The 22,340-nt window shown below is 61.3% G+C and carries 20 protein-coding genes; 3 read left to right on the forward strand and 17 right to left on the reverse strand.

The features are described from left to right. Positions 1 to 8 precede the first annotated feature (8 nt). Positions 9 to 653 (forward strand): cAMP-activated global transcriptional regulator CRP, encoded by a 645-nt coding sequence (gene crp / locus CGA22_RS04185; protein WP_041023614.1) that lies wholly within the window; start codon positions 9 to 11, stop codon positions 651 to 653. Here crp and CGA22_RS04190 read toward each other — a convergent pair. The 4 genes from CGA22_RS04190 to CGA22_RS04205 are packed head-to-tail and all read right to left on the reverse strand — an operon-like array spanning position 650 to position 3,835. Continuing rightward, the gene (locus tag CGA22_RS04190; protein WP_041023613.1) at positions 650 to 1,345 is read right to left on the reverse strand and encodes a biotin/lipoate A/B protein ligase family protein; all 696 of its coding nucleotides are present in this window, start codon (positions 1,343 to 1,345) and stop codon (positions 650 to 652) included. The two genes, crp and CGA22_RS04190, sit on opposite strands and share 4 nt — an antisense overlap. A 4-nt stretch (positions 1,346 to 1,349) precedes the next feature. Continuing rightward, positions 1,350 to 2,186, reverse strand: a complete 837-nt coding sequence (gene trpC / locus CGA22_RS04195; RefSeq protein WP_041023612.1) for an indole-3-glycerol phosphate synthase TrpC — start codon at positions 2,184 to 2,186, stop codon at positions 1,350 to 1,352. Then, positions 2,183 to 3,232: an anthranilate phosphoribosyltransferase gene (gene trpD / locus CGA22_RS04200; protein WP_041023611.1), complete on the reverse strand. Its 1,050-nt coding sequence runs from the start codon at positions 3,230 to 3,232 to the stop codon at positions 2,183 to 2,185. Before trpD ends, trpC begins: the two co-directional genes overlap by 4 nt. Before the next feature lie 9 nt (positions 3,233 to 3,241). After that, positions 3,242 to 3,835, reverse strand: coding sequence for an aminodeoxychorismate/anthranilate synthase component II (locus tag CGA22_RS04205; protein WP_019693903.1), 594 nt, complete (start codon positions 3,833 to 3,835; stop codon positions 3,242 to 3,244). Between the two features lie 402 nt (positions 3,836 to 4,237). Here CGA22_RS04205 and estP point away from each other — a divergent pair, with 402 nt between their 5' ends. Further along, positions 4,238 to 6,136 carry an esterase EstP gene (gene estP, locus CGA22_RS04210; RefSeq protein WP_041023610.1) on the forward strand — a complete coding sequence of 633 codons (1,899 nt, stop codon included), beginning with the start codon at positions 4,238 to 4,240 and terminating at the stop codon, positions 6,134 to 6,136. A gap of 129 nt (positions 6,137 to 6,265) precedes the next feature. Here the strand turns inward: estP and trpE are convergent, their stop codons facing one another. The 10 genes from trpE to CGA22_RS04260 form a co-directional block, all read right to left on the reverse strand. Next, positions 6,266 to 7,747 (reverse strand): anthranilate synthase component I, encoded by a 1,482-nt coding sequence (trpE, locus tag CGA22_RS04215; RefSeq protein ID WP_041023609.1) that lies wholly within the window; start codon positions 7,745 to 7,747, stop codon positions 6,266 to 6,268. A 70-nt stretch (positions 7,748 to 7,817) separates the two neighbouring features. Next, the gene (locus CGA22_RS04220) at positions 7,818 to 8,636 is read right to left on the reverse strand and encodes a phosphoglycolate phosphatase (RefSeq protein ID WP_041023608.1); all 819 of its coding nucleotides are present in this window, start codon (positions 8,634 to 8,636) and stop codon (positions 7,818 to 7,820) included. Continuing rightward, complete coding sequence (gene rpe, locus CGA22_RS04225) at positions 8,633 to 9,307, reverse strand: ribulose-phosphate 3-epimerase (RefSeq protein WP_041023607.1); 675 nt, start codon at positions 9,305 to 9,307, stop codon at positions 8,633 to 8,635. The genes CGA22_RS04220 and rpe overlap by 4 nt, the downstream gene beginning before the upstream one ends. Before the next feature lie 78 nt (positions 9,308 to 9,385). Then, complete coding sequence (locus CGA22_RS04230) at positions 9,386 to 10,534, reverse strand: iron-containing alcohol dehydrogenase (protein ID WP_041023606.1); 1,149 nt, start codon at positions 10,532 to 10,534, stop codon at positions 9,386 to 9,388. A 191-nt stretch (positions 10,535 to 10,725) separates the two neighbouring features. Next, positions 10,726 to 11,550, reverse strand: a complete 825-nt coding sequence (locus tag CGA22_RS04235; protein ID WP_041023958.1) for an ABC transporter permease — start codon at positions 11,548 to 11,550, stop codon at positions 10,726 to 10,728. A gap of 12 nt (positions 11,551 to 11,562) precedes the next feature. Continuing rightward, on the reverse strand, positions 11,563 to 12,810 hold the full coding sequence (locus CGA22_RS04240; RefSeq protein ID WP_041023957.1) for an ABC transporter permease: 1,248 nt from the start codon (positions 12,808 to 12,810) through the stop codon (positions 11,563 to 11,565). A gap of 207 nt (positions 12,811 to 13,017) precedes the next feature. Continuing rightward, on the reverse strand, positions 13,018 to 14,061 hold the full coding sequence (locus CGA22_RS04245) for an ABC transporter substrate-binding protein (protein ID WP_041023956.1): 1,044 nt from the start codon (positions 14,059 to 14,061) through the stop codon (positions 13,018 to 13,020). A gap of 53 nt (positions 14,062 to 14,114) precedes the next feature. Next, complete coding sequence (locus tag CGA22_RS04250) at positions 14,115 to 15,239, reverse strand: ABC transporter ATP-binding protein (RefSeq protein WP_041023955.1); 1,125 nt, start codon at positions 15,237 to 15,239, stop codon at positions 14,115 to 14,117. Between the two features lie 337 nt (positions 15,240 to 15,576). Beyond that, the gene (locus CGA22_RS04255) at positions 15,577 to 16,206 is read right to left on the reverse strand and encodes a response regulator transcription factor (protein ID WP_041023954.1); all 630 of its coding nucleotides are present in this window, start codon (positions 16,204 to 16,206) and stop codon (positions 15,577 to 15,579) included. A 114-nt stretch (positions 16,207 to 16,320) separates the two neighbouring features. Then, positions 16,321 to 18,717 carry a PAS domain S-box protein gene (locus CGA22_RS04260; protein ID WP_041023953.1) on the reverse strand — a complete coding sequence of 799 codons (2,397 nt, stop codon included), beginning with the start codon at positions 18,715 to 18,717 and terminating at the stop codon, positions 16,321 to 16,323. A 74-nt stretch (positions 18,718 to 18,791) separates the two neighbouring features. Here CGA22_RS04260 and CGA22_RS04265 point away from each other — a divergent pair, with 74 nt between their 5' ends. Then, positions 18,792 to 19,787, forward strand: a complete 996-nt coding sequence (locus tag CGA22_RS04265) for an alpha/beta hydrolase family protein (protein ID WP_041023952.1) — start codon at positions 18,792 to 18,794, stop codon at positions 19,785 to 19,787. 86 nt (positions 19,788 to 19,873) lie between these two features. On the opposite strand, the gene CGA22_RS04270 is transcribed toward CGA22_RS04265, so the two are convergent. The 3 genes from CGA22_RS04270 to CGA22_RS04280 are packed head-to-tail and all read right to left on the reverse strand — an operon-like array spanning position 19,874 to position 22,336. Further along, a complete protein-coding gene (locus CGA22_RS04270) occupies positions 19,874 to 20,641 on the reverse strand; it encodes a TerB family tellurite resistance protein (RefSeq protein WP_041023951.1) in 768 nt (255 codons plus the stop codon). A 1-nt stretch (position 20,642) separates the two neighbouring features. Then, entirely contained in the window at positions 20,643 to 21,314 is a 672-nt protein-coding gene (murU, locus tag CGA22_RS04275) for an N-acetylmuramate alpha-1-phosphate uridylyltransferase MurU (protein WP_041023950.1), read from the reverse strand. Further along, on the reverse strand, positions 21,311 to 22,336 hold the full coding sequence (locus CGA22_RS04280) for an aminoglycoside phosphotransferase family protein (RefSeq protein WP_041023949.1): 1,026 nt from the start codon (positions 22,334 to 22,336) through the stop codon (positions 21,311 to 21,313). The genes murU and CGA22_RS04280 overlap by 4 nt, the downstream gene beginning before the upstream one ends. Positions 22,337 to 22,340: the final 4 nt, after the last annotated feature.

Here is a 22,340-nt window from a genome sequence, read left to right on the forward strand (position 1 = left end):
ACACAACCATGGTTGCCATTACTCCCACATTCAAGATCAAGAATCTCGACAAGCTCTTGATGCATTGTCAGCGTCGCCGCTATCCAGCCAAGCACAACATCATTTGCGCGGGCGACCGTTCCGACACGCTGTTTTTCATCATCAAGGGGTCGGTCACGATTCTGATCGAGGATGACGATGGCCGGGAAATGATCATCGCTTATCTCAACTCCGGAGACTTCTTCGGAGAGTTGGGGTTGTTCGAACAGGCGGGTAAGGAGCAGGAACGCAGCGCCTGGGTGCGGAGCAAGATCGAATGTGAAGTCGCGGAAATCAGCTATGGCAAATTCAGGGAGTTGTCCCTGCAAGATCCCGATATTCTTTACGTACTTAGCGGACAAATCGCCCAGCGTCTGCGTAATACCACCCGCAAGGTAGGCGACCTCGCCTTCTTCGACGTGACCGGTCGCGTCGCCCGTTGCCTGCTTGAACTGTGCAAGCAGCCCGATGCCATGACGCACCCCGACGGCATGCAGATCAAGGTCACCCGGCAGGAAATCGGTCGGATCGTCGGTTGTTCAAGGGAGATGGTCGGTCGTGTTCTCAAGGATCTGGAGGAACGCAACCTGGTCAATGTCAAGGGCAAGACCATGGTGGTGTTCGGAACACGCTAGACCAGCGCGCGGAGTAAGTCCCGATAAAGCCCCTCGAGTCGCTCCAGCGCGTGGGGGGCGGGGAATTTCTCATGCAGGGCGATGTGGCTCCCGGCACGCACGCGTTGTTCCAGACCGCAGGCTTCATTGAAGCGGTTGACCGCAGCGACCATCGATTCGCGTTCGTCTTCCAGCAACAGCGCCCCGTGCACCAGACCTACCGGGCGTTGCCCACCCTTGCTCTGGCGCCAACGCTGAGCGGTGCCGACCATTTTCCGGCCGTCGAGATTGACGTTGAATCGCCCGTCGCAAAACGCTCCGTCCACCTCGCCCAACGAAGCCACACCGCCCAGTTCATCCAGCAACTGGCAGATGGGGTCGCACAATCGGCGATACGCGGTTTCGATCCGGCCGTGGTCGCCTTCGCTGCGGGGCGGTGCGTAGACCAGTGCGATATTGACGGTCGCGGCCGATTGCGGCACTGGCTCGCCACCGGTTTCGCGCAGCAGTACAGGCCAGCCGTTGGCAGCCGAAACTTCGCAGGCGAGTTCGAACCCCGGCAGGCGACTCAAACGGCGCGGCATCACCAACGCACGGTCATTGGGTCGCCAGAACAGCAGGCCAGATTCGGCATCGCCCGCGCAGATGCTGGCCAACAGTTCCTGTTCGGCTTGCAGGCCAGCTTCGACGCAAAGAGAGATCACCGACGGCATCGGATCAATCCAGCGCCGAACCCGTCACCGGAGTACCCCGCTCGGGGAAGAACAGCCGCTGCAACTCAGTCCCCGGACTTTCAGCCCGCATGAACGCCTCGCCCACCAGGAACGAGTACACGTCGCTGACTTCCATCAGTTCGACATCGGCCCGATTGAGAATGCCACTCTCGGTGATGACCAAGCGATCACGGGGGATACGCGGCAACAGGTCCAAGGTGGTTTCCAGGCTGACTTCAAAGGTATGCAGGTTGCGGTTGTTTACGCCGACCAGCCTGGTATCGAGGGTTTTCAGGGCTCGCTCCAGCTCGTCTCCATCATGCACTTCAACCAGCACATCCAGCCCTACATCCTTGGCGACGGAGGCCAGTTCGGCCATTTTCACGTCGTCCAGCGCGGAGACGATCAACAGCACACAGTCGGCACCCAGGGCTCGGGCTTCTACGATCTGATAGGGATCGACCATGAAATCCTTGCGGATCACCGGCAGCTTGCACGCCGCACGTGCCTGCTTCAGGTAGTCGTCGTGACCTTGGAAAAAATCGATATCGGTCAGCACCGAAAGGCAAGTCGCACCGCCCTTCTCGTAGCTGCGAGCGATGTCGGCCGGCACGAAGTGCTCCCGGATTACACCCTTGCTCGGAGAAGCCTTCTTGATTTCGGCAATCACGGCAGGATGCTTTTTCTTCGCCTGATTGATCAGTGCGCTGGCAAAGCCACGGGGAGCATCCGCCGTTCGCGCCAGGGTTTCCAACTCGGCCAGACCGATCCTAGCCCTGCGCTCGGCCACTTCCTCAGCCTTGCGAGTCAGAATTTTCTCCAAAACCGTTGGCACGCTCATCCTTCGTTCTCCACTTTGAATACGGCTGTAAAGGCGCCCAGCTCTTCCAGCTTCTCCCGAGCCAGGCCGGTATGCAATGCATCATGGGCCAGTTCCACGCCTTGTTTGAGGCTGCTGGCCTGGTCGGCGGCGTACAACGCAGCACCGGCGTTGAGCACAATCATTTCTGCGGCCTTCTGGCCATTCTCGGTCTTGCGACGCCCCAAGGCATCACGGATCAGCTCCAGCGACTGGGCCGGTCCATCCACCGCCAGGCCGTGCAGACTCTGGCTCTTCATACCCAGGTCTTCAGGTTCGACCCAGTATTCGCTGATCTGGTCATTTTTTAGTTCAGCCACGAAAGTCGGCGCTGCCAGGCTGAACTCGTCCAGGCCGTCTTTCGAATGAACCACCAGGACATGCTTGCTACCCAAGCGTTGCAGGACCTCCGCCAACGGCCGGCACAACGCCTGGCTGAACACGCCGACCACCTGATGTTTCACGCCGGCCGGATTCGTAAGCGGGCCGAGCATGTTGAACAGGGTACGCAGACCCAGGTCACGACGCGGTGCGGCGGCATGTTTCATGGCTTGGTGATGGGTCTGGGCAAACATGAAGCCGATGCCCACGTTATCGATGCAACGCGCCACCTGGACCGGCGTCAGGTTCAGGTAGATGCCGGCCGCTTCCAGCAAGTCGGCACTGCCGCTCTTGCCCGAGACCGCCCGGTTGCCGTGCTTGGCGACGGTGCAACCGGCAGCCGCGACGACGAAGGCCGAGGCTGTGGACACGTTGAAGATATTGGCGCCATCACCGCCAGTACCCACCACATCCACCACGCCGTCCAGAGTCTTGAGTTCGACCTTGTCCGCCAACTCGCGCATCACCGAGACCGCACCAACGATTTCGTCGATGCTTTCACTCTTCATGCGCATGGCCATCATGAATGCGCCAATCTGCGCATCCGTGCACTGTCCGGTCATGATTTCGCGCATCACGTCGCGCATCTCGTCGGTGCTCAGGTCGAGATGACCAACGATACGACCCAGGGCTGTCTTGATATCCATGGAAAGTCCTTAGCGCGTGCCGCCGGTTTGTTTGAGGAAGTTGGCGAACAGTTCGTGGCCCTGTTCGGTAAGAATGGACTCGGGGTGGAACTGCACACCCTCGATGTTCAACGTCTTGTGGCGCAACCCCATGATTTCGTCCACCGAACCGTCTTCCAACTGGGTCCAGGCGGTCAGTTCCAGGCAGTCCGGCAGAGTTTCGCGCTTGACGATCAGGGAGTGATAGCGGGTGACGGTGAGCGGACGGTTCAGGCCTTCGAACACACCCTTGTCTTCATGAAATACCGGACTGGTCTTGCCGTGCATGACCTGCCGGGCCCGCACCACATCGCCGCCGAAGGCCTGGCCGATCGATTGATGACCCAGGCAGACGCCCAGGATGGGCAATTTGCCGGCGAAATACTTGATGGCTTCGATGGAGACGCCCGCTTCGGTCGGCGTGCACGGGCCTGGCGAAACCACAATGCGCTCAGGCTTGAGGGCTTCAATCTCGGCAATGGTCAATTCGTCGTTGCGCACGACCTTCACCTCGGAGCCCAGCTCGCCGAGGTACTGCACAACGTTGTAGGTAAAGGAGTCGTAGTTATCGATCATCAGCAACATGGCGTAAGCAACCTATTGAATTCACTGACTTTAAATACAGCCTTCGAGAAGAACCCGCACGGTACTGCGCTTGGCCGGGCAAATCGTGCGCCAGCGAAACGGCTTTCAAGCGGGTAAAGAAGGCAAATCGGTACAGGTCCGGCAAGGCCGGCAGAGAACGGTCAGGCGCGCCAACGCCAACGGGCGTGAGCCTTGATCATTTGATCCAGAAGTTTGCTGACAATCGACACGGGGGAAGTCTCGTTCATACGTTCCGGCACAGTAGCTTAGCTGGGCGGAGCGCGCAATATGAGCGACCCGAAGGGCTTACAAACAATCGCAACGTTCCGGATGGATGGCCGAACGCAAACAGTCTGGCGCTGTCGTTACTCCAACAATGACAAGACAAAACGGACTTTGCCCATGATCAGACAAACATTGCTCATACCCGTCACCGCTTGCCTGCTGACGCTGGCCGGCACCCACGTAAACGCAGCCCCCTATTCCAGCTTCATCGTCTTCGGCGACAGCCTCAACGACGCCGGTCAGCTCACCGACCCCGACGGGCCGGCCGGGGCCACCCGACGCTTTACCAACCGCACCGGCCCGGTTTACCTGGATGGCAGCGGCGAGGTCTATTCCGCCAACGCCACTCAACTGCTCGGTGGACGGTTGGGCTACTCCGCGGATGAAACCGCCGCCTCCACCTCGGCGGCCCGTGCCGGTGCCGGCCTGGCGGACGGCAACAACTGGGCCGTGGGTGGCTACCGCACCGATCAGATTCTCGATTCGATCACCAGCGTTTCCGATACCGGCGAACGTAGCCGAGCCGGTTACCTGGCCAACGGGCTGCGCGCCGACCCGAATGCGTTGTATTACATTTCCGGTGGCGGCAACGATTTTCTCCAGGGCCGGGTGTTGACCCCCCGCCAGGCGCAGGACGCCGCGAACCGCCTGGCCGACAGTGTTCAGACGCTGCAAACGGCGGGCGCCCGATATGTCATGGTCTGGCTGCTGCCCGACCTCGGCCTGACACCAGCCTTGAATGGCACCCCCTTGCAGAATGCCGTCTCGCAACTCAGCAACCAGTTCAACCAGCAGTTGATTACCCGACTGCAAGGTATCGACGCCGAAGTCATTCCACTGAATGTTCCACTGCTACTGCAGGAAAGCTTCGCCGATCCCGCGCGATTCGGCTTTGCCAGTGGTACGAACCTCGTCGCGACCTGCTTCAGCGGCAATGGCTGCGCCGAAAACACCACCTATGGCATCCACAGCGCCACACCCGATCCGAGCAAACTGGTCTACAACGACTCGGTCCACCCCACCGAAGCCGGACAGAAGCTGATCGCCGACTATGCCTACTCCCTGCTCTCAGCGCCGTGGGAACTGACATTGCTGCCCGAAATGGCCCATTCGACGCTTCGAGCCCACCAGGATGAACTGCGCAACCAATGGCAATCCGACTGGGACAGCTGGCAGTCGGTCGGCCAGTGGCGAGCGATCGTCGCGGGCGGCGGCCAGCATCTGGACATGGACAGCCAGAGCAACAGCGCCAGCGGCAACGGCAGTGGCCAGAGCCTGAATATCGGAGGCAGTTATCGCCTCAGCGAAGCCTGGCGCGTGGGGGTGGCCACCGGTTTCTATCGCCAGGACATGGAAGCAGGGCATAACGATTCGGACTACAGGCTAAACAGCTACCTGGCGACCGCATTCGCCCAATTCCAGCAAAATCGCTGGTGGGCTGACGCAGCGCTGACCGGCGGCAAGCTCGACTACGACAACCTGGAACGCAAGTTCGACCTGGGCGCCAGCGAGGCCCAGGAAAAAGGCGATGCCGACGGCCGTCTCTGGGCGTTCAGCAGTCGTCTGGGCTATGACATTGCCCGGCCCGGCAGTGAATGGCACCTGTCACCGTTCATCAGCGCCGATTATGCGAAGGTGGAAGTCGACGGCTATTCCGAGAAGAGCGGCCGCTCCACGGCCCTGACGTTCGATGACCAGACCCGCGACTCGAAACGCCTGGGCATTGGCTTACAGGGCAAATACAACTTCACTCGCCAGACCCAGGTGTTTGGTGAATATGCCCACGAACGTGAGTATGAAGATGACACGCAGAAGGTGAACATTGCCCTCAACAGCCTGCCGGCCAACGACTTCACGCTTGAAGGCTACACGCCACAGAGCCACCTGAATCGCCTGAGCCTGGGGATCAGCCACAAGTTGACCAACGACCTGGCGCTGCGGGGCGGCTATACATTACGCAAAGATGATGATTTCACCCAGCAAGGAGTGAATGTAGGGGTCAGCTTGGACTTTTGATCGAGGAACCTGTGGGAGCGAGCCTGCTCGCGATGGCGGCACATCAGACACATTGTCTTGGAATGTGCCGCCGTCAATCGCGAGCAGGCTCGCTCCCACAGTGATTGTGGCTCACAGATGCAGGTGAACTCAGTCGTTCGAGGTTTGCTCGGCCAGTGCTACGGCACGGAACATCGCCCGGCGCTTGTTCAGGGTTTCCTCCCATTCCAGCACCGGTACCGAATCGGCAACGATGCCGCCACCGGCCTGCACATGGAGTTCGCCGTTCTTGATCACCGCAGTGCGGATGGCAATGGCGGTGTCCATGTTGCCGTTCCAGGCGAAATAACCCACGGCACCACCGTATACACCACGCTTGACCGGTTCCAGTTCGTCGATGATTTCCATCGCGCGGATTTTCGGCGCGCCGGACAAGGTCCCCGCCGGCAGGATCGCCCGCAAGGCGTCCATCGCCGTCAGCCCGGCCTTCAACTGGCCGGTGACGTTCGACACGATGTGCATCACGTTGGAGTAACGTTCGATGACCATCTTCTCGGTGAGCTTCACCGAGCCGACCTCCGAAACCCGCCCGGTGTCGTTGCGGCCCAGGTCGATCAGCATCAGGTGCTCGGCGATTTCCTTGGCATCCGACAACAGGTCCTCTTCCAGCGCCCGATCCGCCTCCTCCGTGGCGCCACGAGGGCGGGTACCGGCAATCGGTCGCACGGTGATCAGGTTGTCCTCGACCCGCACCAGCACTTCCGGCGAACTGCCCACGACGTGGAAATCACCAAAATTGAAGAAATACATGTAAGGCGTCGGGTTGAAGCAGCGCAATGCCCGGTACAAATCGATGGGCGCGGCCTTGAAGTCGATGGACATCCGTTGCGACGGCACCACCTGCATGCAGTCGCCCGCCAGGATGTACTCCTTGATGGTATCGACGGCCCTTTCGTAATCGGCCTGGGTAAAGCTGGAACGGAACACCGGATCAGCGGCCGCCTGCTTGCTGAAATCCAGCCCCGGCCGCGGGGTAATCGGCTGACGGAGTTTTTCCAACAGCGCCTGCAGGCTTTTCTGACCTTGTTCGTAGGCATCGTCCTGGGAAGGATCCGCCAGGACAATCGCGTGCATCTTGCCGGCGAGGTTGTCGAAGACTACCACCGCATCGGAAACCATCAGCAGGATGTCCGGCACGCCCAAGGGGTCCGGGTTCGGGCAGGTGCCCAGGCGTTTTTCCACATAGCGCACGCAGTCGTAGCCGAAATACCCCACCAGGCCACCGTTGAAACGCGGCAGGCCGGGGATGGTCGGCACGTTGTAGCGGGCCTTGAAGGTTTCGACGAAGGCCAGTGGGTCTTCGACTTCGTGGCTTTCGATCTCGACGCCGTCGTGGGTCACGCTGATGCGATGGTCATGGACCCGCAGCACCGTGCGGCATGGCAGGCCGATGATGGAATAACGGCCCCATTTCTCACCACCCTGCACCGACTCGAGCAAGTAGGAGTTGGGCTGGTCGGCCAGCTTGAGGTAGATCGACAGAGGGGTGTCGAAGTCGGCCAGGGTTTCGCAGGCGAGCGGGATACGGTTGTAGCCGGCAGTGGCCAGGCGCAGGAATTCTTCGCGGATCATGGGGTGCCTCGTGGCAAGAGGAGCTGACAGTCAGGTATGCAAACGCGCCGGATAACCGGCCAGGATCAAGTCAGGCGCGCCAACGCCAGCGGGCCAGGGCCTTCATGACTTTCATCCAGAGTTTGCGAGTGACCACCACGATGGCGTTTCCAGAAGAGGATTGAACAGCGTCGGGCAACGTTATCTCAGCGGCCGGGTCCAGGCAACCGGGAATTAACAGGCGCAGGTCGTCGATCACCAGCGAGGGAAACTCTTCTGCGATCGGCCGGCCGTGGTTGTAGCCATAACTCAACGCCACGCACTTGACCCCCGCCGCTTTCGCCGCCAGCACATCGCTGCGCGAGTCGCCGACGAATAACGATTGGGAGGCCGGGATGTTGGCCATTTTCATGACGAAGAACAGCGCCGCCGGGTCGGGCTTCTTCTGCGGCAAGGTATCGCCGCCGATGATCCAGCGGAAGTAGCGGCCGATTTTCATCTGGTCCAGCAATGGTGCGACAAAGCGTTCCGGCTTGTTGGTGATCAGCGCCATCTCCACGCCTTGCTTGTGCAGCCACTTGAGAGTCGAGCGCACGCCGGGGTAGACCACCGTCAGCGGGTGATTGCCTTCATAGGCTTCATTGAACAACTCCAACGCTCGCTCAGCCTCGGCATCATCGACCCCCTGGGCATCGATATGGTTGGCCAGGGCCCGGCGCACCAGCATGGGCGCACCGTTGCCGACCCAGTGGCGCACCGCCTCGAGGCCGGCCGGCGGGCGCCCGAGCTTGAGCAGCATGTCGTCCACCGCTGCCGCGAGGTCCGGGACCGAATCGACCAGGGTGCCATCGAGGTCGAACATCACCAGACGCGGCAGGCAGCCGGGGAACAGCTGCTCGAAACCGCTCATGGGCGGGCCAGGGCCAGTTCGGCGCGCATTTTTTCGATGACTTCCTTGTAGTCCGGCGCGTTGAAGATCGCCGAGCCTGCCACAAAGGTGTCGGCGCCGGCCGCGGCGATCTCACGGATGTTGCCCACGTTCACGCCGCCGTCGATTTCCAGGCGAATATCACGTCCCGAAGCATCGATCAGCGCGCGGGCCTCGCGCAGTTTGTCGAGGGTCGCCGGGATGAACTTCTGGCCGCCGAAACCAGGGTTGACGCTCATCAGCAGGATCATGTCGACCTTGTCCATCACGTACTTGAGTACGTCCAGCGGTGTCGCCGGGTTGAACACCAGGCCAGCCTTGCAACCGCCCTCACGGATCAACTGCAGGGAGCGATCGACGTGCAGCGTGGCTTCGGGGTGGAACGTGATGTAGGTGGCACCGGCTTCGATGAAGTCGCCGACGATACGGTCCACCGGGCTGACCATCAGGTGCGCGTCGATCGGCGCGGTGATGCCGTACTTGCGCAGTGCCGAGCAAACCATCGGGCCGATGGTCAGGTTGGGGACGTAGTGGTTGTCCATGACATCGAAATGCACGATGTCGGCCCCGGCGGCCAGGACGTTGTCCACTTCTTCGCCCAGGCGGGCGAAGTCGGCGGAGAGAATCGACGGAGCAATGGCGAAGGGCTGCATGACGCACCTGTTTTGAGCGAAATCGCGATGGCGCGCATTGTATACCTCAAGGTTTGGCGCGCCCACCGTGGCCGACGATCAATACGCTGCGCGGTAGATCTTCTCGATATCAGCGACGCTCAGCTTGCGTGGATTGTTACGCATCAACCGCTCGATCCCCGCCGCCTCCACGGCCATGGCCGGAATCACGCCCTCGGTGACACCCAGGCCGCTCAGGCCCTTGGGGATCTCTACGGCGCTACACAGCGCGGCCATGGCCTCCACCGCCTCATCGGCGGCTTCAAGGTCACTCAGGTGGCCGGTCTTGATGCCCATCGCTTCGGCAATGTCCCGCATGCGCTCCACACAGGCCAGTTTGTTCCATTGCATGACATAAGGCAGCAGCAAGGCATTGGCAACGCCATGGGACACGTGGAAGCGCCCGCCCAGTGGATAAGCCAGCGCATGCACCGCCCCGACCCCGGCATTGCCGAACGCCATGCCGGCCATCAGGCTGGCGGTTGCCATATCCTCGCGGGCCTGCAGGTGGCCGGGGTTGGCATATGCTTTCGGCAATGCGCGGCTGATCAGTTTGATCGCACCGATGGCCAGGGCATCGGTGATCGGCGACGCATTGAGCGACAGGTAGGACTCGACGGCATGAGCCAGGGCATCGACACCACTGGCGGCAGTGACGCCGGGAGGACAGGTCAGGGTCATCTGCGGGCTGACCAGCGCCACGTCCGGCAGCAGATAGTCGCTGACAATGCCCTTTTTCAGCTGCGCAGCCTTGTCGGACAGGATCGCCACGTTAGTGACCTCCGAGCCGGTCCCCGCCGTGGTGGGAATGGCAATCATCGGCGGGCCCTTGCGGGGGACCTGGTCGACTCCGAACATGTCCTGCAGCTCGCCGTGATAACCGGCGTAGACGCCCACGCACTTGGCGATGTCGATGGCACTGCCGCCACCCAGGCCGATCAGGCCGTCATGGCCACCGTCGCGGTAGGCCTGCATGCAATCTTCGACGATGGCGATTTCCGGGTCCGGCATGACTCGGTCGAAAATCTCGTAGTCCCGTCCGCCCAGGTGTTGCAGGGCCAGATCCACGGTGCCGGACCGGACCAGCGCGGCATCGGTGACGATCAGCGGGTTATCCACATCCAGACGGGTCAGCTCGGCCGCCAGTTGTTCGATGGCAGCAGCACCGGTGATCAGTTTGTGGGCGATCTTGAATGAGGAAAGACTCATGTGCACGGCCTCTTGTTCGAATATGGGCTGGCACAAGGATAGCTCGGTATTGCGCGTTGTTCTGCCATTCAGCGCCTGAATGCATCACAAACCCAATGTGGGAGCGAGCCTGCTCGCGATAGCGGCGTGTCAGCCAGCACTGATACAGCTGATCCGACGCCATCGCGAGCAGGCTCGCTCCCACAGAGTACTCAGGCTTGGGTGGTACGCAGTTTCTCGCTACGCCCACGCAACCATTCCAGGGTCAGCAACAGGATCACCGAGAAGGCGATCAACAATGTCGCCGCCGCCGCAATGGTAGGGCTGAGGTTTTCGCGGATGCCGCTGAACATCTGCCGTGGCAGGGTCGCCTGCTCGGGGCCGGCGAGGAACAGGGTCACCACCACTTCATCGAACGAGGTCGCGAAGGCGAACAACGCCCCGGAGATCACACCCGGAGCGATCAACGGCAGGGTCACCCGACGAAACGCCGTCAATGGCGAAGCGCCCAGGCTGGCGGCGGCTCGCACCAGGTTATGGTTGAACCCCTGCAAGGTCGCCGAGACGGTGATGATGACGAACGGTACGCCCAGCACCGCGTGGACCACGATCAGTGAGATGAAACTGTTGCCCATTCCCAGCGGCGCGAAGAACAGGTAGCTGGCCACGCCGATGATCACCACCGGGACCACCATGGGTGAAATCACCAGGGCCATGACCAGCGCCTTGCCCGGGAAATCGCCACGGGTCAGGCCAATGGCCGCCAGCGTACCGAAGACCATCGCCAACAACGTAGCGGCAGGGGCCACGATGATGCTGTTCTTCAGCGCCCGCATCCACTCGGCCGAGGCGAAGAAATCCTGGTACCAGTGCAGCGAAAAGCCTTGCAGCGGATACACCAGGAAACTGCCGGAGTTGAACGAAAGCGGGACGATCACCAGCACCGGCAGGATCAGGAACAACAGGATCAGCCCGCAGAGCGTGCGCAAGCAGTAGAACCACACCCGTTCGACGGGAGACATGTAAGGACTCAGCATTTCGATCTCCCCTTAGCTCAGGCGCAGGCGACTGGCGCCCACCAGCCAGCTGTAAATCAGATAAAGCACGATGGTCGCCAGCAAAAGCAGCCCACCGAGCGCCGTGGCCATGCCCCAGTTGATGCTGGTGTTGGTGTAGAACGCGACGAAGTAGCTGACCATCTGGTCGTTCGGGCTGCCCAACAGTGCCGGGGTGATGTAGTAGCCGATGGCGAGGATGAACACCAACAGGCAACCGGCGCCGACACCGGCATAGGTTTGCGGGAAGTACACCCGCCAGAAACTGGCAAAGGGATGACAGCCCAGGGAAATCGCCGCCCGCATGTAGGTGGGCGAGATGCCCTTCATCACGCTGTAGATCGGCAGGATCATGAACGGCAGCAGGATGTGGACCATCGAGATGTAGACACCGGTACGGTTGAACACCAACTCCAGGGGCTTGTCGATGACCCCCATGGCCAGCAGGGCACTGTTGATCAATCCACCGGACTGCAACAGTACGATCCATGCCGCCACCCGCACCAGGATCGAGGTCCAGAACGGTAGCAACACCAGGATCATTAGCAGGTTGCTCTGACGCGACGGCAGGTTCGCCAACAGGTAGGCCAGTGGATAAGCCAGCACCAGGCAGATCGCAGTGATGATCAGGCCCATCCAGAACGTGCGGGCAAAAATATCGAGGTAAATCGCCTGGTCAGGCGTGGCCGGGGCCAGTTCGCCGAGGTCGTCGATGCGATGATCGACGGACGCCAGCAGGTAATAGGGGGTGACATTGCTGGTGTTGCGGCGGATGACCTGCCAATACGCAGGATCGCCCCAACGCTCATCGAGGTTTTCCAGTGCTTCTTTATAAGAAGGCGGCTCGCTGGCAAACGGCAGCGCGCGAGCGGTCTTGGTCAGCAGGCTGCGATAGCCGGCCGATTCCATGTTCAGGCGCTTGGACAAGTCGCCCAGGGTCTGATTCTTGCGAGCTTCGGCCAGGTCTTCACTGGCGGCCTTGTACACCGGCTCCCCAGGTAATCCGCGCCCATCCCACGCTGCAATCGCAGCCACGGTACGCGGCATGGTGCCGACCACTTCCGGGTTGCTGACGCTTTTGAACAGCAGCGCCACGATCGGCACCAGGAACACCAGCAACAGAAACAGCACCAGCGGCGCGATCAAGGCCTGGGCCTTCCAGCGGTTGACCCGCTCGGCGCGCTTGAGCCGCTGCTTCAAGGTGGGGCTGGTGCCCGCGTTCAGTGGAACGGCGATGGCCATGGCGAACTCCGCAAATCTTTTTTTATCGTTACAGGGACGGTGTGCCGCCCCTGTTCTGTTGAAACACCCAACCTGTCGAGACCGATGTCCTGTGGGAGCGAGCCCGCTCGCGATGGCTGCGACACATTCAATATTGATGTGCCTGACAGACCGCTATCGCGAGCAGGCTCGCTCCCACAAGGACCTCATCCAGCCTTCAGGGTTGGGTTACTTCGCAGCCCAGGAGTTGAAGCGCTGCTCCAGTTGCTCACCGTTGTCAGCCCAGAAGCTGACATCGATCTGCACCTGGTTGGCGATGTTTTCCGGGGTGGTCGGCATGTCTTTCAAGACATCCTTGGCCAGCAACGGTACTGCCTGGGTGTTGGCCGGGCCGTAGGCGATGTTTTCCGAGTAGGTCTTCTGTTGCTGTGGCGCCACCGAGTAGGCGATGAATTTCTTCGCCGCTTCGGCACGGGTCTTGTCCAGGCCACGTGGGATGGCCCAGGCGTCGAAGTCGTAGATGCCGCCGTTCCACACCACTTTCAGATTGCTTTCTTTCTGTACCGCGGCGATCCGGCCGTTGTAGGCCGAGCTCATGACCACATCACCGGAAGCCAGGTACTGCGGCGGCTGTGCGCCGGCTTCCCACCACTGAATGTTCGGCTTGAGTTCGTCGAGCTTCTTGAACGCGCGATCCTGACCATCCTTGCCGGCCAGTACTTTGTAGACGTCTTTTGGCGCGACACCGTCGGCCATCAAGGCGAATTCCAAGGTGTACTTGGCGCCCTTGCGCAGGCCACGTTTACCCGGGAACTGCTTGGTGTCCCAGAAATCCGCCCAGCTGGTTGGCGCGGTTTTCAGTTTGTCGGCGTTGTAGGCCAGGACGGTCGACCATACGAAGAAACCTACGCCGCAAGGCTGGATGGCACCCTTGACGTAGTCTTCGGTCTTGCCGAACAGCGCTGGGTCGAGCTGTTCGAACATGTCTTCGTCACAGCCACGGGACAACTCAGGGGACTCGACTTCAACCAGGTCCCACGAGACGCTCTTGGTGTCGACCATGGCCTTGACCTTGGCCATTTCGCCGTTGTATTCGCCTGCCACGATCTTGCCGTTGCCGGCCGCTTCCCACGGTGCGTAAAAGGCTTTGACCTGAGCCGCCTTGTTCGCCCCGCCGAAAGACACCACGGTCAGGTCCGGGCCCGCCGCCATCGCGCTTGCCGCACCCATCATGCCCAGGGTCAGGGCGGTGAACTTCAGGGATCTCAACATTTATTGTTCTCTCCACGTGCAGGGTTGGTGTGTTGATTACAGCAGGGGGGCGATCAATTCGCCTCTAGAAGTGGGTCGAGCGCGCGCACGTGCTCAACCTGCCAGCCAAGCGGAACCACGTCGCCGACGGCCAGCTCGGGGTCGAGCTCGGCAATCGGCTGTTTCACGAAGAAGTCGTTCTTGCCGCAGACCTCCAGGCGAACCCGGACGTGGTCGCCCAGATAGATGAATTCCGCCACCCTCCCTGAGAAGCGGTTGACACATTGTTCGCTTGCGCCGTTGAGGCTCACCCGCTCCGGACGAATCGACAGGGTCACCGGCTCGCCGGGCTTGCCGACGTTCACCGCCAGCGCCTCGACCTTCTCGCCACGGCCCAGCTCCACCAGGCAGCGATCACCGGCTTGGCTGTGCAGGCGACCGCTGAGACGGTTGTTTTCGCCGATGAAGTTGGCGACGAAGGTGTTTTTGGGCTCTTCGTAGAGCGTGCGCGGCGGGGCGATCTGCTGGATCTCGCCCTGGTGGAACACCGCCACACGATCGGACATGGTCAAGGCTTCGCCCTGGTCGTGGGTCACATAGACCACGGTCACGCCGAGACGCTGGTGCAGGTGTTTGATTTCCATCTGCATGTGTTCACGCAGCTGCTTGTCCAGTGCACCAAGGGGTTCGTCCATCAGCACCAGCTGCGGCTCGAATACCAATGCCCGGGCCAAGGCGACACGCTGTTGCTGGCCGCCGGACAATTGCGCCGGGTAGCGCTGGGCGAAAGTGTCCAGCTGGACCATGCTCAGTACCCGCTTGACGCGGTCGCTGACATCGCTCTTGTTCAGGCCGCGCACGGTCAGTGGGAACGCCAGGTTCTCGGCGACCGTCATGTGGGGGAACAGAGCATAGTTCTGGAACACCATGCCGATGTCGCGCTTGTGCGGCGGCACATGGTTGATGGCACGGCCAGCCAACTGGATCTCGCCGGCGGTCGGGGTTTCAAAACCCGCGAGCATCATCAGGCTGGTGGTCTTGCCGGAGCCGGACGGCCCGAGCAAGGTCAGGAATTCGCCTTTGCGAATGTCCAGGTTGAGGTCTTTGACGATCAGGTTCTCGCCGTCGTAGCTCTTTTGCACACCACGAAAGCTGACCAGCACATCGCTGGCCCCCGCGCTTGAATCAACCTGGCTCATACCCGCACCTTTTGTATTGATGACTGCTTGTGAATCAAGCCTAGTGGAGCCTCGTGCCCACGCAAATCGGGGCGCAGGAGAGAATCGCCTCAGCCGGATGGAAGAGTCGGGGTAGGGATTGCCCTACAAGGGCGGCGGGATTGGATAAGGGCGCTGGGGGATTTGGGGATAACGCTGAAATTGCGGGCTCTGAGGCATGTCGCAAATTGATATGCCAACCCGAGTTCCCTGTGGGAGCGAGCCTGCTCGCGATGACGGCGGCACATTCAACATGGTTGCAATGCTGACCCACCGCTATCGCGAGCAAGCTCGCTCCCACAAGGGATCTGCGGTGAACTCAGAGCAGCTTATGCTCCATCGCGTACTTCACCAGTTCCGCCAGCGAAGTGATGTTGAGCTTCTGCATCAAGCGCGCCTTGTGGGTGCTGATGGTTTTACTGCTCAGGGCCAGTTGCTGGGCGATGTCGTTGACGTTGGCGCCTTGGGCAAGGCGCTCGAAGACCGAGAACTCACGCTCGGACAACAACGAATGTAGCGGGCGCGCGTCCGTCAGGCCGACTTCGAACACCATGCGGTCGGCCAGGTCCGGGTCGATGTAACGACCGCCGGCCGCGACTTTGCGAATCGCCATGAGCAGCAATGCCGGGTCGCTGTCCTTGGTTGCGTAGCCAGCCGCGCCGACCTTCAGCGCCCGGGCCGCCATCTGCGCCTCGTCATGCATCGACAACACCAGGATCGCCGGTGGATTGTTCAGCGCACGGATTCGCGGGATCGCCTCCAGGCCATTGACCCCCGGCATGGAAATATCCAGCAGCACCACTTCGCAGGGCACGTGCCGCAGGGTCTCGAGCAACTGCTCGCCGTTGCTCGCCTCTCCCGCCACCACCAGATCCTTTGCCAGGCCGATCAATTGCTTGATGCCTTCACGGACAATGGTGTGGTCTTCGGCTACCAGTACACGGATCACGTTCTTCTCCAGATTCAGAATCCAATCGCGAGCAGGCTCGCTCCCACATTAATGTCCACATAGCCCTGTGGGAGCGAGCCTGCTCGCAATTGGCCCGCCCAGGCAACCCACCCATCAGCCCTCATGCAACGGCACCCGCACCGCCAAGGTAGTCCCCTCCCCCGGTTCACTCTCCAGGGTCAACCGCCCGCCCATAATCAACACCCGCTCACGCATCCCTACCAACCCAAAAGATGTCGGCCGACCTGTATCGGCAATAAATCCTACACCGTCATCACTCACGATCAGACACAATTCATCGCCTTCGCGAACCAGCGTCAGCTCCACGGTGTGCGCCTGGGCATGCCGCATCACATTGGTCAGCGCTTCCTGGAGAATACGGAACAGGCCGATCGCCTTGGCATCGCTCAGGGGTGGCAGATTGTCGGGCACCTGCACCAGACACGGGATCTGCGTACGCGCCTCGAAGCGTCGGGCCTGCCATTCGATGGCCGAGGCGATGCCTGCATCGAGGATAGGCGGTCGCAACGCCGTCGCCACATCCCGCACCAACTGGAACAGCTGAGCGATCAGACGCTTCATGCTGTTGAGTCGCTCCTGCAGACCGGGGTCCAGTTGCGCATAGGCCAATTCGCACATGGAGGTTTCCAGCTTCAACACCGTCAACATCTGTCCCAGCTCGTCATGGACTTCCCGGGCGATACGGGCCTTTTCCTCTTCCCGCACACTCTCCAGATGCGCTGACAATTCACGCAATTGCTCCCGGGAGCTGGCCAGTTCCAGCTCGATACGCTTGCTTTCGGTGATGTCCCAGACAATGCCGTCCCAGACGTAGGCGCCATCCTCGAGACGACGGGTGATCGCCTTGATCTCGGCCCAGCGCTCCCGGCCTTCGCGGGTCAGGATGCGCCCCTGCCACGACCAGTCACTGTCGCTGTCGAGCGCCTGGTCCTGGGTGCGGTGATAATCGGCCTTGTCCTCAGGATGCACCACGCTTCGCAAGCCAGTATCGCTGCGCGCCAGCGTCGCGGGGGAATAGCCCACCAGGCTTTCGCTGCCTTCACTGATGTAGGCAAAATCGATCTGACCGGTCACCGGTGCCCGTTCCAGGCGAAAGACCAGGCCCGGCACGTTGGCGGCGATGCCTTGCAGGCGTGCTTCGCTTTCGCGCAACGCCGCCAGCGCACGACGGCGCTCCGTCACGTCGTTGAGGTAGACCACCAGGTATTCGGCATCACGGAAACGCAGGAAGCTCAAGGAAACATCGGCCGGCAGGATACTGCCATCGGCCCGCACGCACTCGGTCTCGAAGCTCTGTGGGCCATCCTCGCTGGCCCGGGCGCGCTTCCACAGGTTCAACCAGCGATCCATGTGCAGGCCCGGTTCGAAGTCGATCAAAGGTCGCTCGATGATCGCACCGGGTCCATAGCCAAGCATGGTTTCAGCGGCGCGGTTGGCATAGCGCACATGACTGTCCCAGTTGACCCAGAGAATGCCGACTGTACTTTGATCGATGGAAAACTGGGTGAGACGCAACGCTTCTTCGCTGGCCGCACGTTGGGCGATGTCCTCGCGCGCGGAGCGCAGACGACGCTCCAGCCCACGTTGCTGGCGACGCTGCCAGAATACGATGGCGATGGCGCTCAATAGCAAGGCCAGCATCAACAACGTCAGGTTCTGCCAGAACCCCGGGGTCTCGGTCAGGCGCGGATACTTGGGCTTGAGCCAGCGGCTGTGCAGTTGCTCCAGCTCCTTGGCCGGAATCGCCTGCAGCCCCTTGTCGACGATCTCGGCCAGCTCCGGCCAATCCCGACGCGTAGCGACCCGCAGCAGTTGCGGCAGGCCGATGTCGCCGACCACCACCAGCTCGGCGAACTCCGGCTCGATCATGAGCCTGCCCAACTGCGCTTCATCGACCACGGCGTACCGGGCCTGCTGGCTGAGCAACAGCTGCAGGGCCTCACGCTCCATCGGTACGCCTTGCAGGTTCAGCATCGGATAGGTGCCATGCAGGTAATCCGCCGTGGCGCTGGGCATGCGCACCGCGACCCGGACCTGGGCGCCGAGCTTTTCCAGCTCCACGCCCTCGGCGCTTTTCTGCTCACCGACAATCAACTGCGGCACGCGCATGTACGGATCGGAAAACAGCCAGAGCCTGAGTCCACCCGGGGTCTGGGTCAGGCCCGGGGCGATATCCACCTCACCGTCGCGCAGCGCGGCCTCCAGTTGCGCCACGTCCTGGAAATTGCGCCAGGTCAGCTCGACATTCAATACCTTGCCCAGCCACTGCATCAACTCGACGTTGGTGCCGGACAGGCGCTGCAAGCGCCGATCGTACTGCGCATACGGCGCCTGCAGGACCAGGCCAACCCGCAACTGGGGATGTTGTGCCAGCCACTGGCGCTGCCCGGCACTCAATTGCACCCCATGGGCAGAAGGCGCGGGGGCACCCCACGTCATCAAGGGAAACCATAAACAGCCGATAACCCACAGGCAGCAAAAACGCATCATTGAAGTCTCATGCACTGACAAATACTGACCAACCCATTAGGCTGCCGGGAATACTTCTGGCCCTGGAATATCCGATGCCCTTTGTCCACCGCCTGGCATTGCCAGCATTGTGCCTGTCGCTGATCCTGCCGACTGCGTTTTCTGTGCAGGCTGACGAACCGGCGCCCGCCGTGACGGATCAACCCACCGAGGCAAAACCGCTCGAACGCCAGCCCCTGCTGGAGCGTAGCCAGGAAGAAGCGGTCGCGCTGGAACGAAAAGTCCCACCCCAGGAACAGCAACAGCTGCAGACCGGTAGCGACACCTTCCTGGCACTCTGGAAACCGGCCAACACCAGCGACCCCAAGGGCGCGGTCATCATAATCCCTGGTGCGGGTGAAACCGCCGACTGGCCCCAAGTCATCGGGCCGTTGCGGAAAAAACTGCCCGATGTCGAATGGAACACCCTGAGTATCACCCTGCCGGACCCGCAAAGCGATGTCATCGCACCCCGCGCAGTGGAACCTCCGCCGCAAACCAAACCAGCCGACACAGCCGCCGCTGCCCCGGACGCGACGACTGCGGCCCCGATCGAACAGGTGGCCGGTGGCGAGGCAGATGCCGTCGACCCGGTCGTCGCCGAAGCCGATGAGGAACATGCCAAGGCCGATGTCGAACGCATTTTCGCCCGCATCGATGCGGCACTGGCTTATGCCGAGCAACAAAGCTCGCGTCGCATCGTGCTGCTGGGCCACGGCACTGGCGCCTACTGGGCGGCGCGCTACGTCAGCGAAAAGCAACCTTCGCAAATAGAACGTTTCGTGATGGTCGCCGCGCAAACCCCGGTCACCGCCAAACCCGGCCTGGCCGAACTGACGCCGACGTTGAAGCTGGCGACTGCCGATGTCTTCTATATGGATAAACCATTGGATCGCAACGCAGCGCTGGAACGCTTGCAGGCGAGCAAACGCCTGAAGGGGTCGAATTTCAGCCAGGTTTCTCTCAAGGCCTTGCCCAATGCGGCGGCGCAGCAGGAGCAATTGTTTCGGCGGGTTCGAGGGTGGTTGAACCCGCAGAATCCCGGTGAATGACACCTACTCGGTTCTTTCGCCAGGCACCGGTCTGTTCATCCCCGCGGGCGGCGAAGCCGCCCCTGGGCCACGATCTATTCAATGAACTAGCGAAAATCCCGCCGCTCCCGAATCAACCGATAAGCGTTATGCAGCTCCCGGGTCTTGTCCGTGGCTTCGCGCACCTGCAAGGGTGTTGCGCCGCTGCCGGCAATCTTGTCCGGATGGTGACGGCTGAGCAGCCGACGATAGGCCCGCTTGATCTGCGACGGCTCGGTGGTGGCTGAGACCCCCAGCAAGCGCAACGCTTCCTGATAGGTCACGCCGCTGTTGGGCAGCGACGCTTTCTGTGGTTCGTAATCAATCGCCAGCGCCTGGACCTGCTGGGGCGTCCAGCCCAGCCACTTGCCCCACTGGATAAGCAACTCGCGCTCACTGACGCCAGCGCGACCGTCCGCCCAGACCATCCGCCAACAGGCCCGCAACACACCTTCGGCGGCATGGGGTTGAGTGGCGAGACGGCGCAGATAACCGCGCAAACGATCGTTTCCGGACTTGCCTCGGTTGAATGCCGCAATGGCCCGGCGTTGTGCCGGCTCACTCAGGTCCAGCGCACGCATTTCCTGGCGGGCCTGCTGAATGTGGCCGTCGACCACCCGACCATCGATTTTCGCCAACCGGCCCAGCAAGACAAACAGCAGTTCGTCGTTGCGCAACGCCGGGCGACCGCCCAGGCGCTCACGTACCTGTGCCCAGCCGTGCAGGTTCAGGCGCCGGTCCAGCGCCTGCCCCAACAACGCACCGAGCATGGCCCCCGGAATGCTGGCTATGGCAAAGCCCGCTCCGGCTCCGATCAGAGTCCCTGGCCACCACATATCAACGGCTCGCTTCTATCAAGGTTTCGACTTGCATCAAACGTTCATGGGTTCCCACGTCGACCCAGTGCCCTTCCAGGCGCTCGCCACTGACTTGCCCTTCCGACATAGCTCGGCGCAGCAGCGGTGCGAGCTTGAACGCGCCATCCGAGCAGCCCTCGAACAGCCGTGGGTGCAGGACGGCAATGCCGCTATAAGTCAGTTTGTCGGCAGCCGGTTCCCCTTCGTGAACCTTTCCGTCGGCCAGGATGAAATCACCCCCTGGGTGATGTTCGGGATTATCCACCAACACCAGGTGTGCCAACCCTTCAAACCGCCCACGCAAGGCACTGAAATCGTAATCGGTCCAGATATCGCCATTGACCACCACGAACGCCTCATCGCCCAGCAGCGGCAACGCCCGGAAAATCCCACCGCCGGTTTCCAGCGGCTCACCTTCGGGTGAGTAACGAATCCGCACGCCAAATCGCGAACCATCCCCCAGATGATCCTCGATCTGCTGACCGAGCCAGGCGTGATTGATCACGATTTCGCTGAAACCGGCCGAGACCAGCGCCTGCAGATGGTATTCGATCAATGGAATGCCGCCGACGCGAATCAACGGCTTGGGGGTCGTCAGGGTCAAGGGACGCATGCGCTCGCCCTTGCCCGCCGCCAGGATCATCGCCTTCATGCCGTCGCTCCGGCCGGACGAGGCAGACTGGACAACAATGCGTGCAGTTGCGCCAGTTCAGGACGACGCGCGAGGACTGCCTCTATATAGGCAAAGAAGCGCGGCACATCGCCCAGGTAACGCGGCTTGCCATCGCGATGGCAGATGCGTGCGAAGATCCCGATGACCTTGAGATGACGCTGTACGCCCATCAGGTCGCTGGCCCGCAGGAAGTCTTCGAGATCCGGCTGGACCGGGATGCCCAGCGCGCCAGCCTGCCGCCAGTAATCCTCCAGCCAACCACGCACACGCGCCTCGGGCCAACTGAGGAAGGCGTCCTTGAACAGGCAGGTCACGTCGTAGGTCACCGGGCCGTAGACCGCATCCTGGAAATCCAGCACGCCGGGGTTCGGTTCGCTGAGCATCAGGTTGCGCGGCATGTAGTCGCGATGCACCAGCACTTTGGGTTGGGCCAGGGCGCTGTCGATCAGCAGATCGCTGGCCTCTTGCCAGAGTTGTTGCTGTGTCGAATCGAACTCGATGCCCAGTTCGCGCTTGACGTACCACTCGGGGAACAGTTCCAGCTCCCGGCGCAGCAATGCAACATCATAGCTGGGCAACGGCGCGACCATCGGCAATTGCTGGAAAGCCAGCAGTGCCTGCAAGGCATCACGGAACAAATCATCGGCATTTTCCGCGTCGATCACGTCCAGATAGGTCTGGTTGCCCAGGTCATTGAGCAAAAGAAAGCCGCGTTCGAGATCTTCCGCATAAATTTTCGGCACGTTTATTCCGGATTTCGCCAGCAAAAACGCAATATCCACGAAGGGTTTGCAGTTTTCCTGGGGCGGCGGCGCATCCATCACGATCAGGCTGTGGCCCTCGCCTTCCCAGCGGAAATATCGCCGGAAACTCGCGTCGCTGCTGGCCGCGGTCAATGTGGCCGGGGGTACGGCACCCCAGCCTTGTGCGGCAAAAAGGATCGGAAGTTGCTCATCGAGCCAAACTTTCAGGTGTTGCAAGCGTACATCTTGGTCGGGCATTGCA

Source organism: Pseudomonas sp. PSB18 (genome assembly GCF_014596565.1).
Lineage (GTDB): Bacteria > Pseudomonadota > Gammaproteobacteria > Pseudomonadales > Pseudomonadaceae > Aquipseudomonas.

What these genes read in the sequence shown, in the direction of transcription:
- crp (WP_041023614.1), top strand. Translation starts at nt 9, where the DNA reads ATGGTTGCCATTACTCCCACATTCAAGATCAAGAATCTCGACAAGCTC.
- CGA22_RS04190 (WP_041023613.1), bottom strand. Translation starts at nt 1,345, where the DNA reads ATGCCGTCGGTGATCTCTCTTTGCGTCGAAGCTGGCCTGCAAGCCGAA.
- trpC (WP_041023612.1), bottom strand. Translation starts at nt 2,186, where the DNA reads ATGAGCGTGCCAACGGTTTTGGAGAAAATTCTGACTCGCAAGGCTGAG.
- trpD (WP_041023611.1), bottom strand. Translation starts at nt 3,232, where the DNA reads ATGGATATCAAGACAGCCCTGGGTCGTATCGTTGGTCATCTCGACCTG.
- CGA22_RS04205 (WP_019693903.1), bottom strand. Translation starts at nt 3,835, where the DNA reads ATGTTGCTGATGATCGATAACTACGACTCCTTTACCTACAACGTTGTG.
- estP (WP_041023610.1), top strand. Translation starts at nt 4,238, where the DNA reads ATGATCAGACAAACATTGCTCATACCCGTCACCGCTTGCCTGCTGACG.
- trpE (WP_041023609.1), bottom strand. Translation starts at nt 7,747, where the DNA reads ATGATCCGCGAAGAATTCCTGCGCCTGGCCACTGCCGGCTACAACCGT.
- CGA22_RS04220 (WP_041023608.1), bottom strand. Translation starts at nt 8,636, where the DNA reads ATGAGCGGTTTCGAGCAGCTGTTCCCCGGCTGCCTGCCGCGTCTGGTG.
- rpe (WP_041023607.1), bottom strand. Translation starts at nt 9,307, where the DNA reads ATGCAGCCCTTCGCCATTGCTCCGTCGATTCTCTCCGCCGACTTCGCC.
- CGA22_RS04230 (WP_041023606.1), bottom strand. Translation starts at nt 10,534, where the DNA reads ATGAGTCTTTCCTCATTCAAGATCGCCCACAAACTGATCACCGGTGCT.
- CGA22_RS04235 (WP_041023958.1), bottom strand. Translation starts at nt 11,550, where the DNA reads ATGCTGAGTCCTTACATGTCTCCCGTCGAACGGGTGTGGTTCTACTGC.
- CGA22_RS04240 (WP_041023957.1), bottom strand. Translation starts at nt 12,810, where the DNA reads ATGGCCATCGCCGTTCCACTGAACGCGGGCACCAGCCCCACCTTGAAG.
- CGA22_RS04245 (WP_041023956.1), bottom strand. Translation starts at nt 14,061, where the DNA reads ATGTTGAGATCCCTGAAGTTCACCGCCCTGACCCTGGGCATGATGGGT.
- CGA22_RS04250 (WP_041023955.1), bottom strand. Translation starts at nt 15,239, where the DNA reads ATGAGCCAGGTTGATTCAAGCGCGGGGGCCAGCGATGTGCTGGTCAGC.
- CGA22_RS04260 (WP_041023953.1), bottom strand. Translation starts at nt 18,717, where the DNA reads ATGATGCGTTTTTGCTGCCTGTGGGTTATCGGCTGTTTATGGTTTCCC.
- CGA22_RS04265 (WP_041023952.1), top strand. Translation starts at nt 18,792, where the DNA reads ATGCCCTTTGTCCACCGCCTGGCATTGCCAGCATTGTGCCTGTCGCTG.
- CGA22_RS04270 (WP_041023951.1), bottom strand. Translation starts at nt 20,641, where the DNA reads ATGTGGTGGCCAGGGACTCTGATCGGAGCCGGAGCGGGCTTTGCCATA.
- murU (WP_041023950.1), bottom strand. Translation starts at nt 21,314, where the DNA reads ATGAAGGCGATGATCCTGGCGGCGGGCAAGGGCGAGCGCATGCGTCCC.
- CGA22_RS04280 (WP_041023949.1), bottom strand. Translation starts at nt 22,336, where the DNA reads ATGCCCGACCAAGATGTACGCTTGCAACACCTGAAAGTTTGGCTCGAT.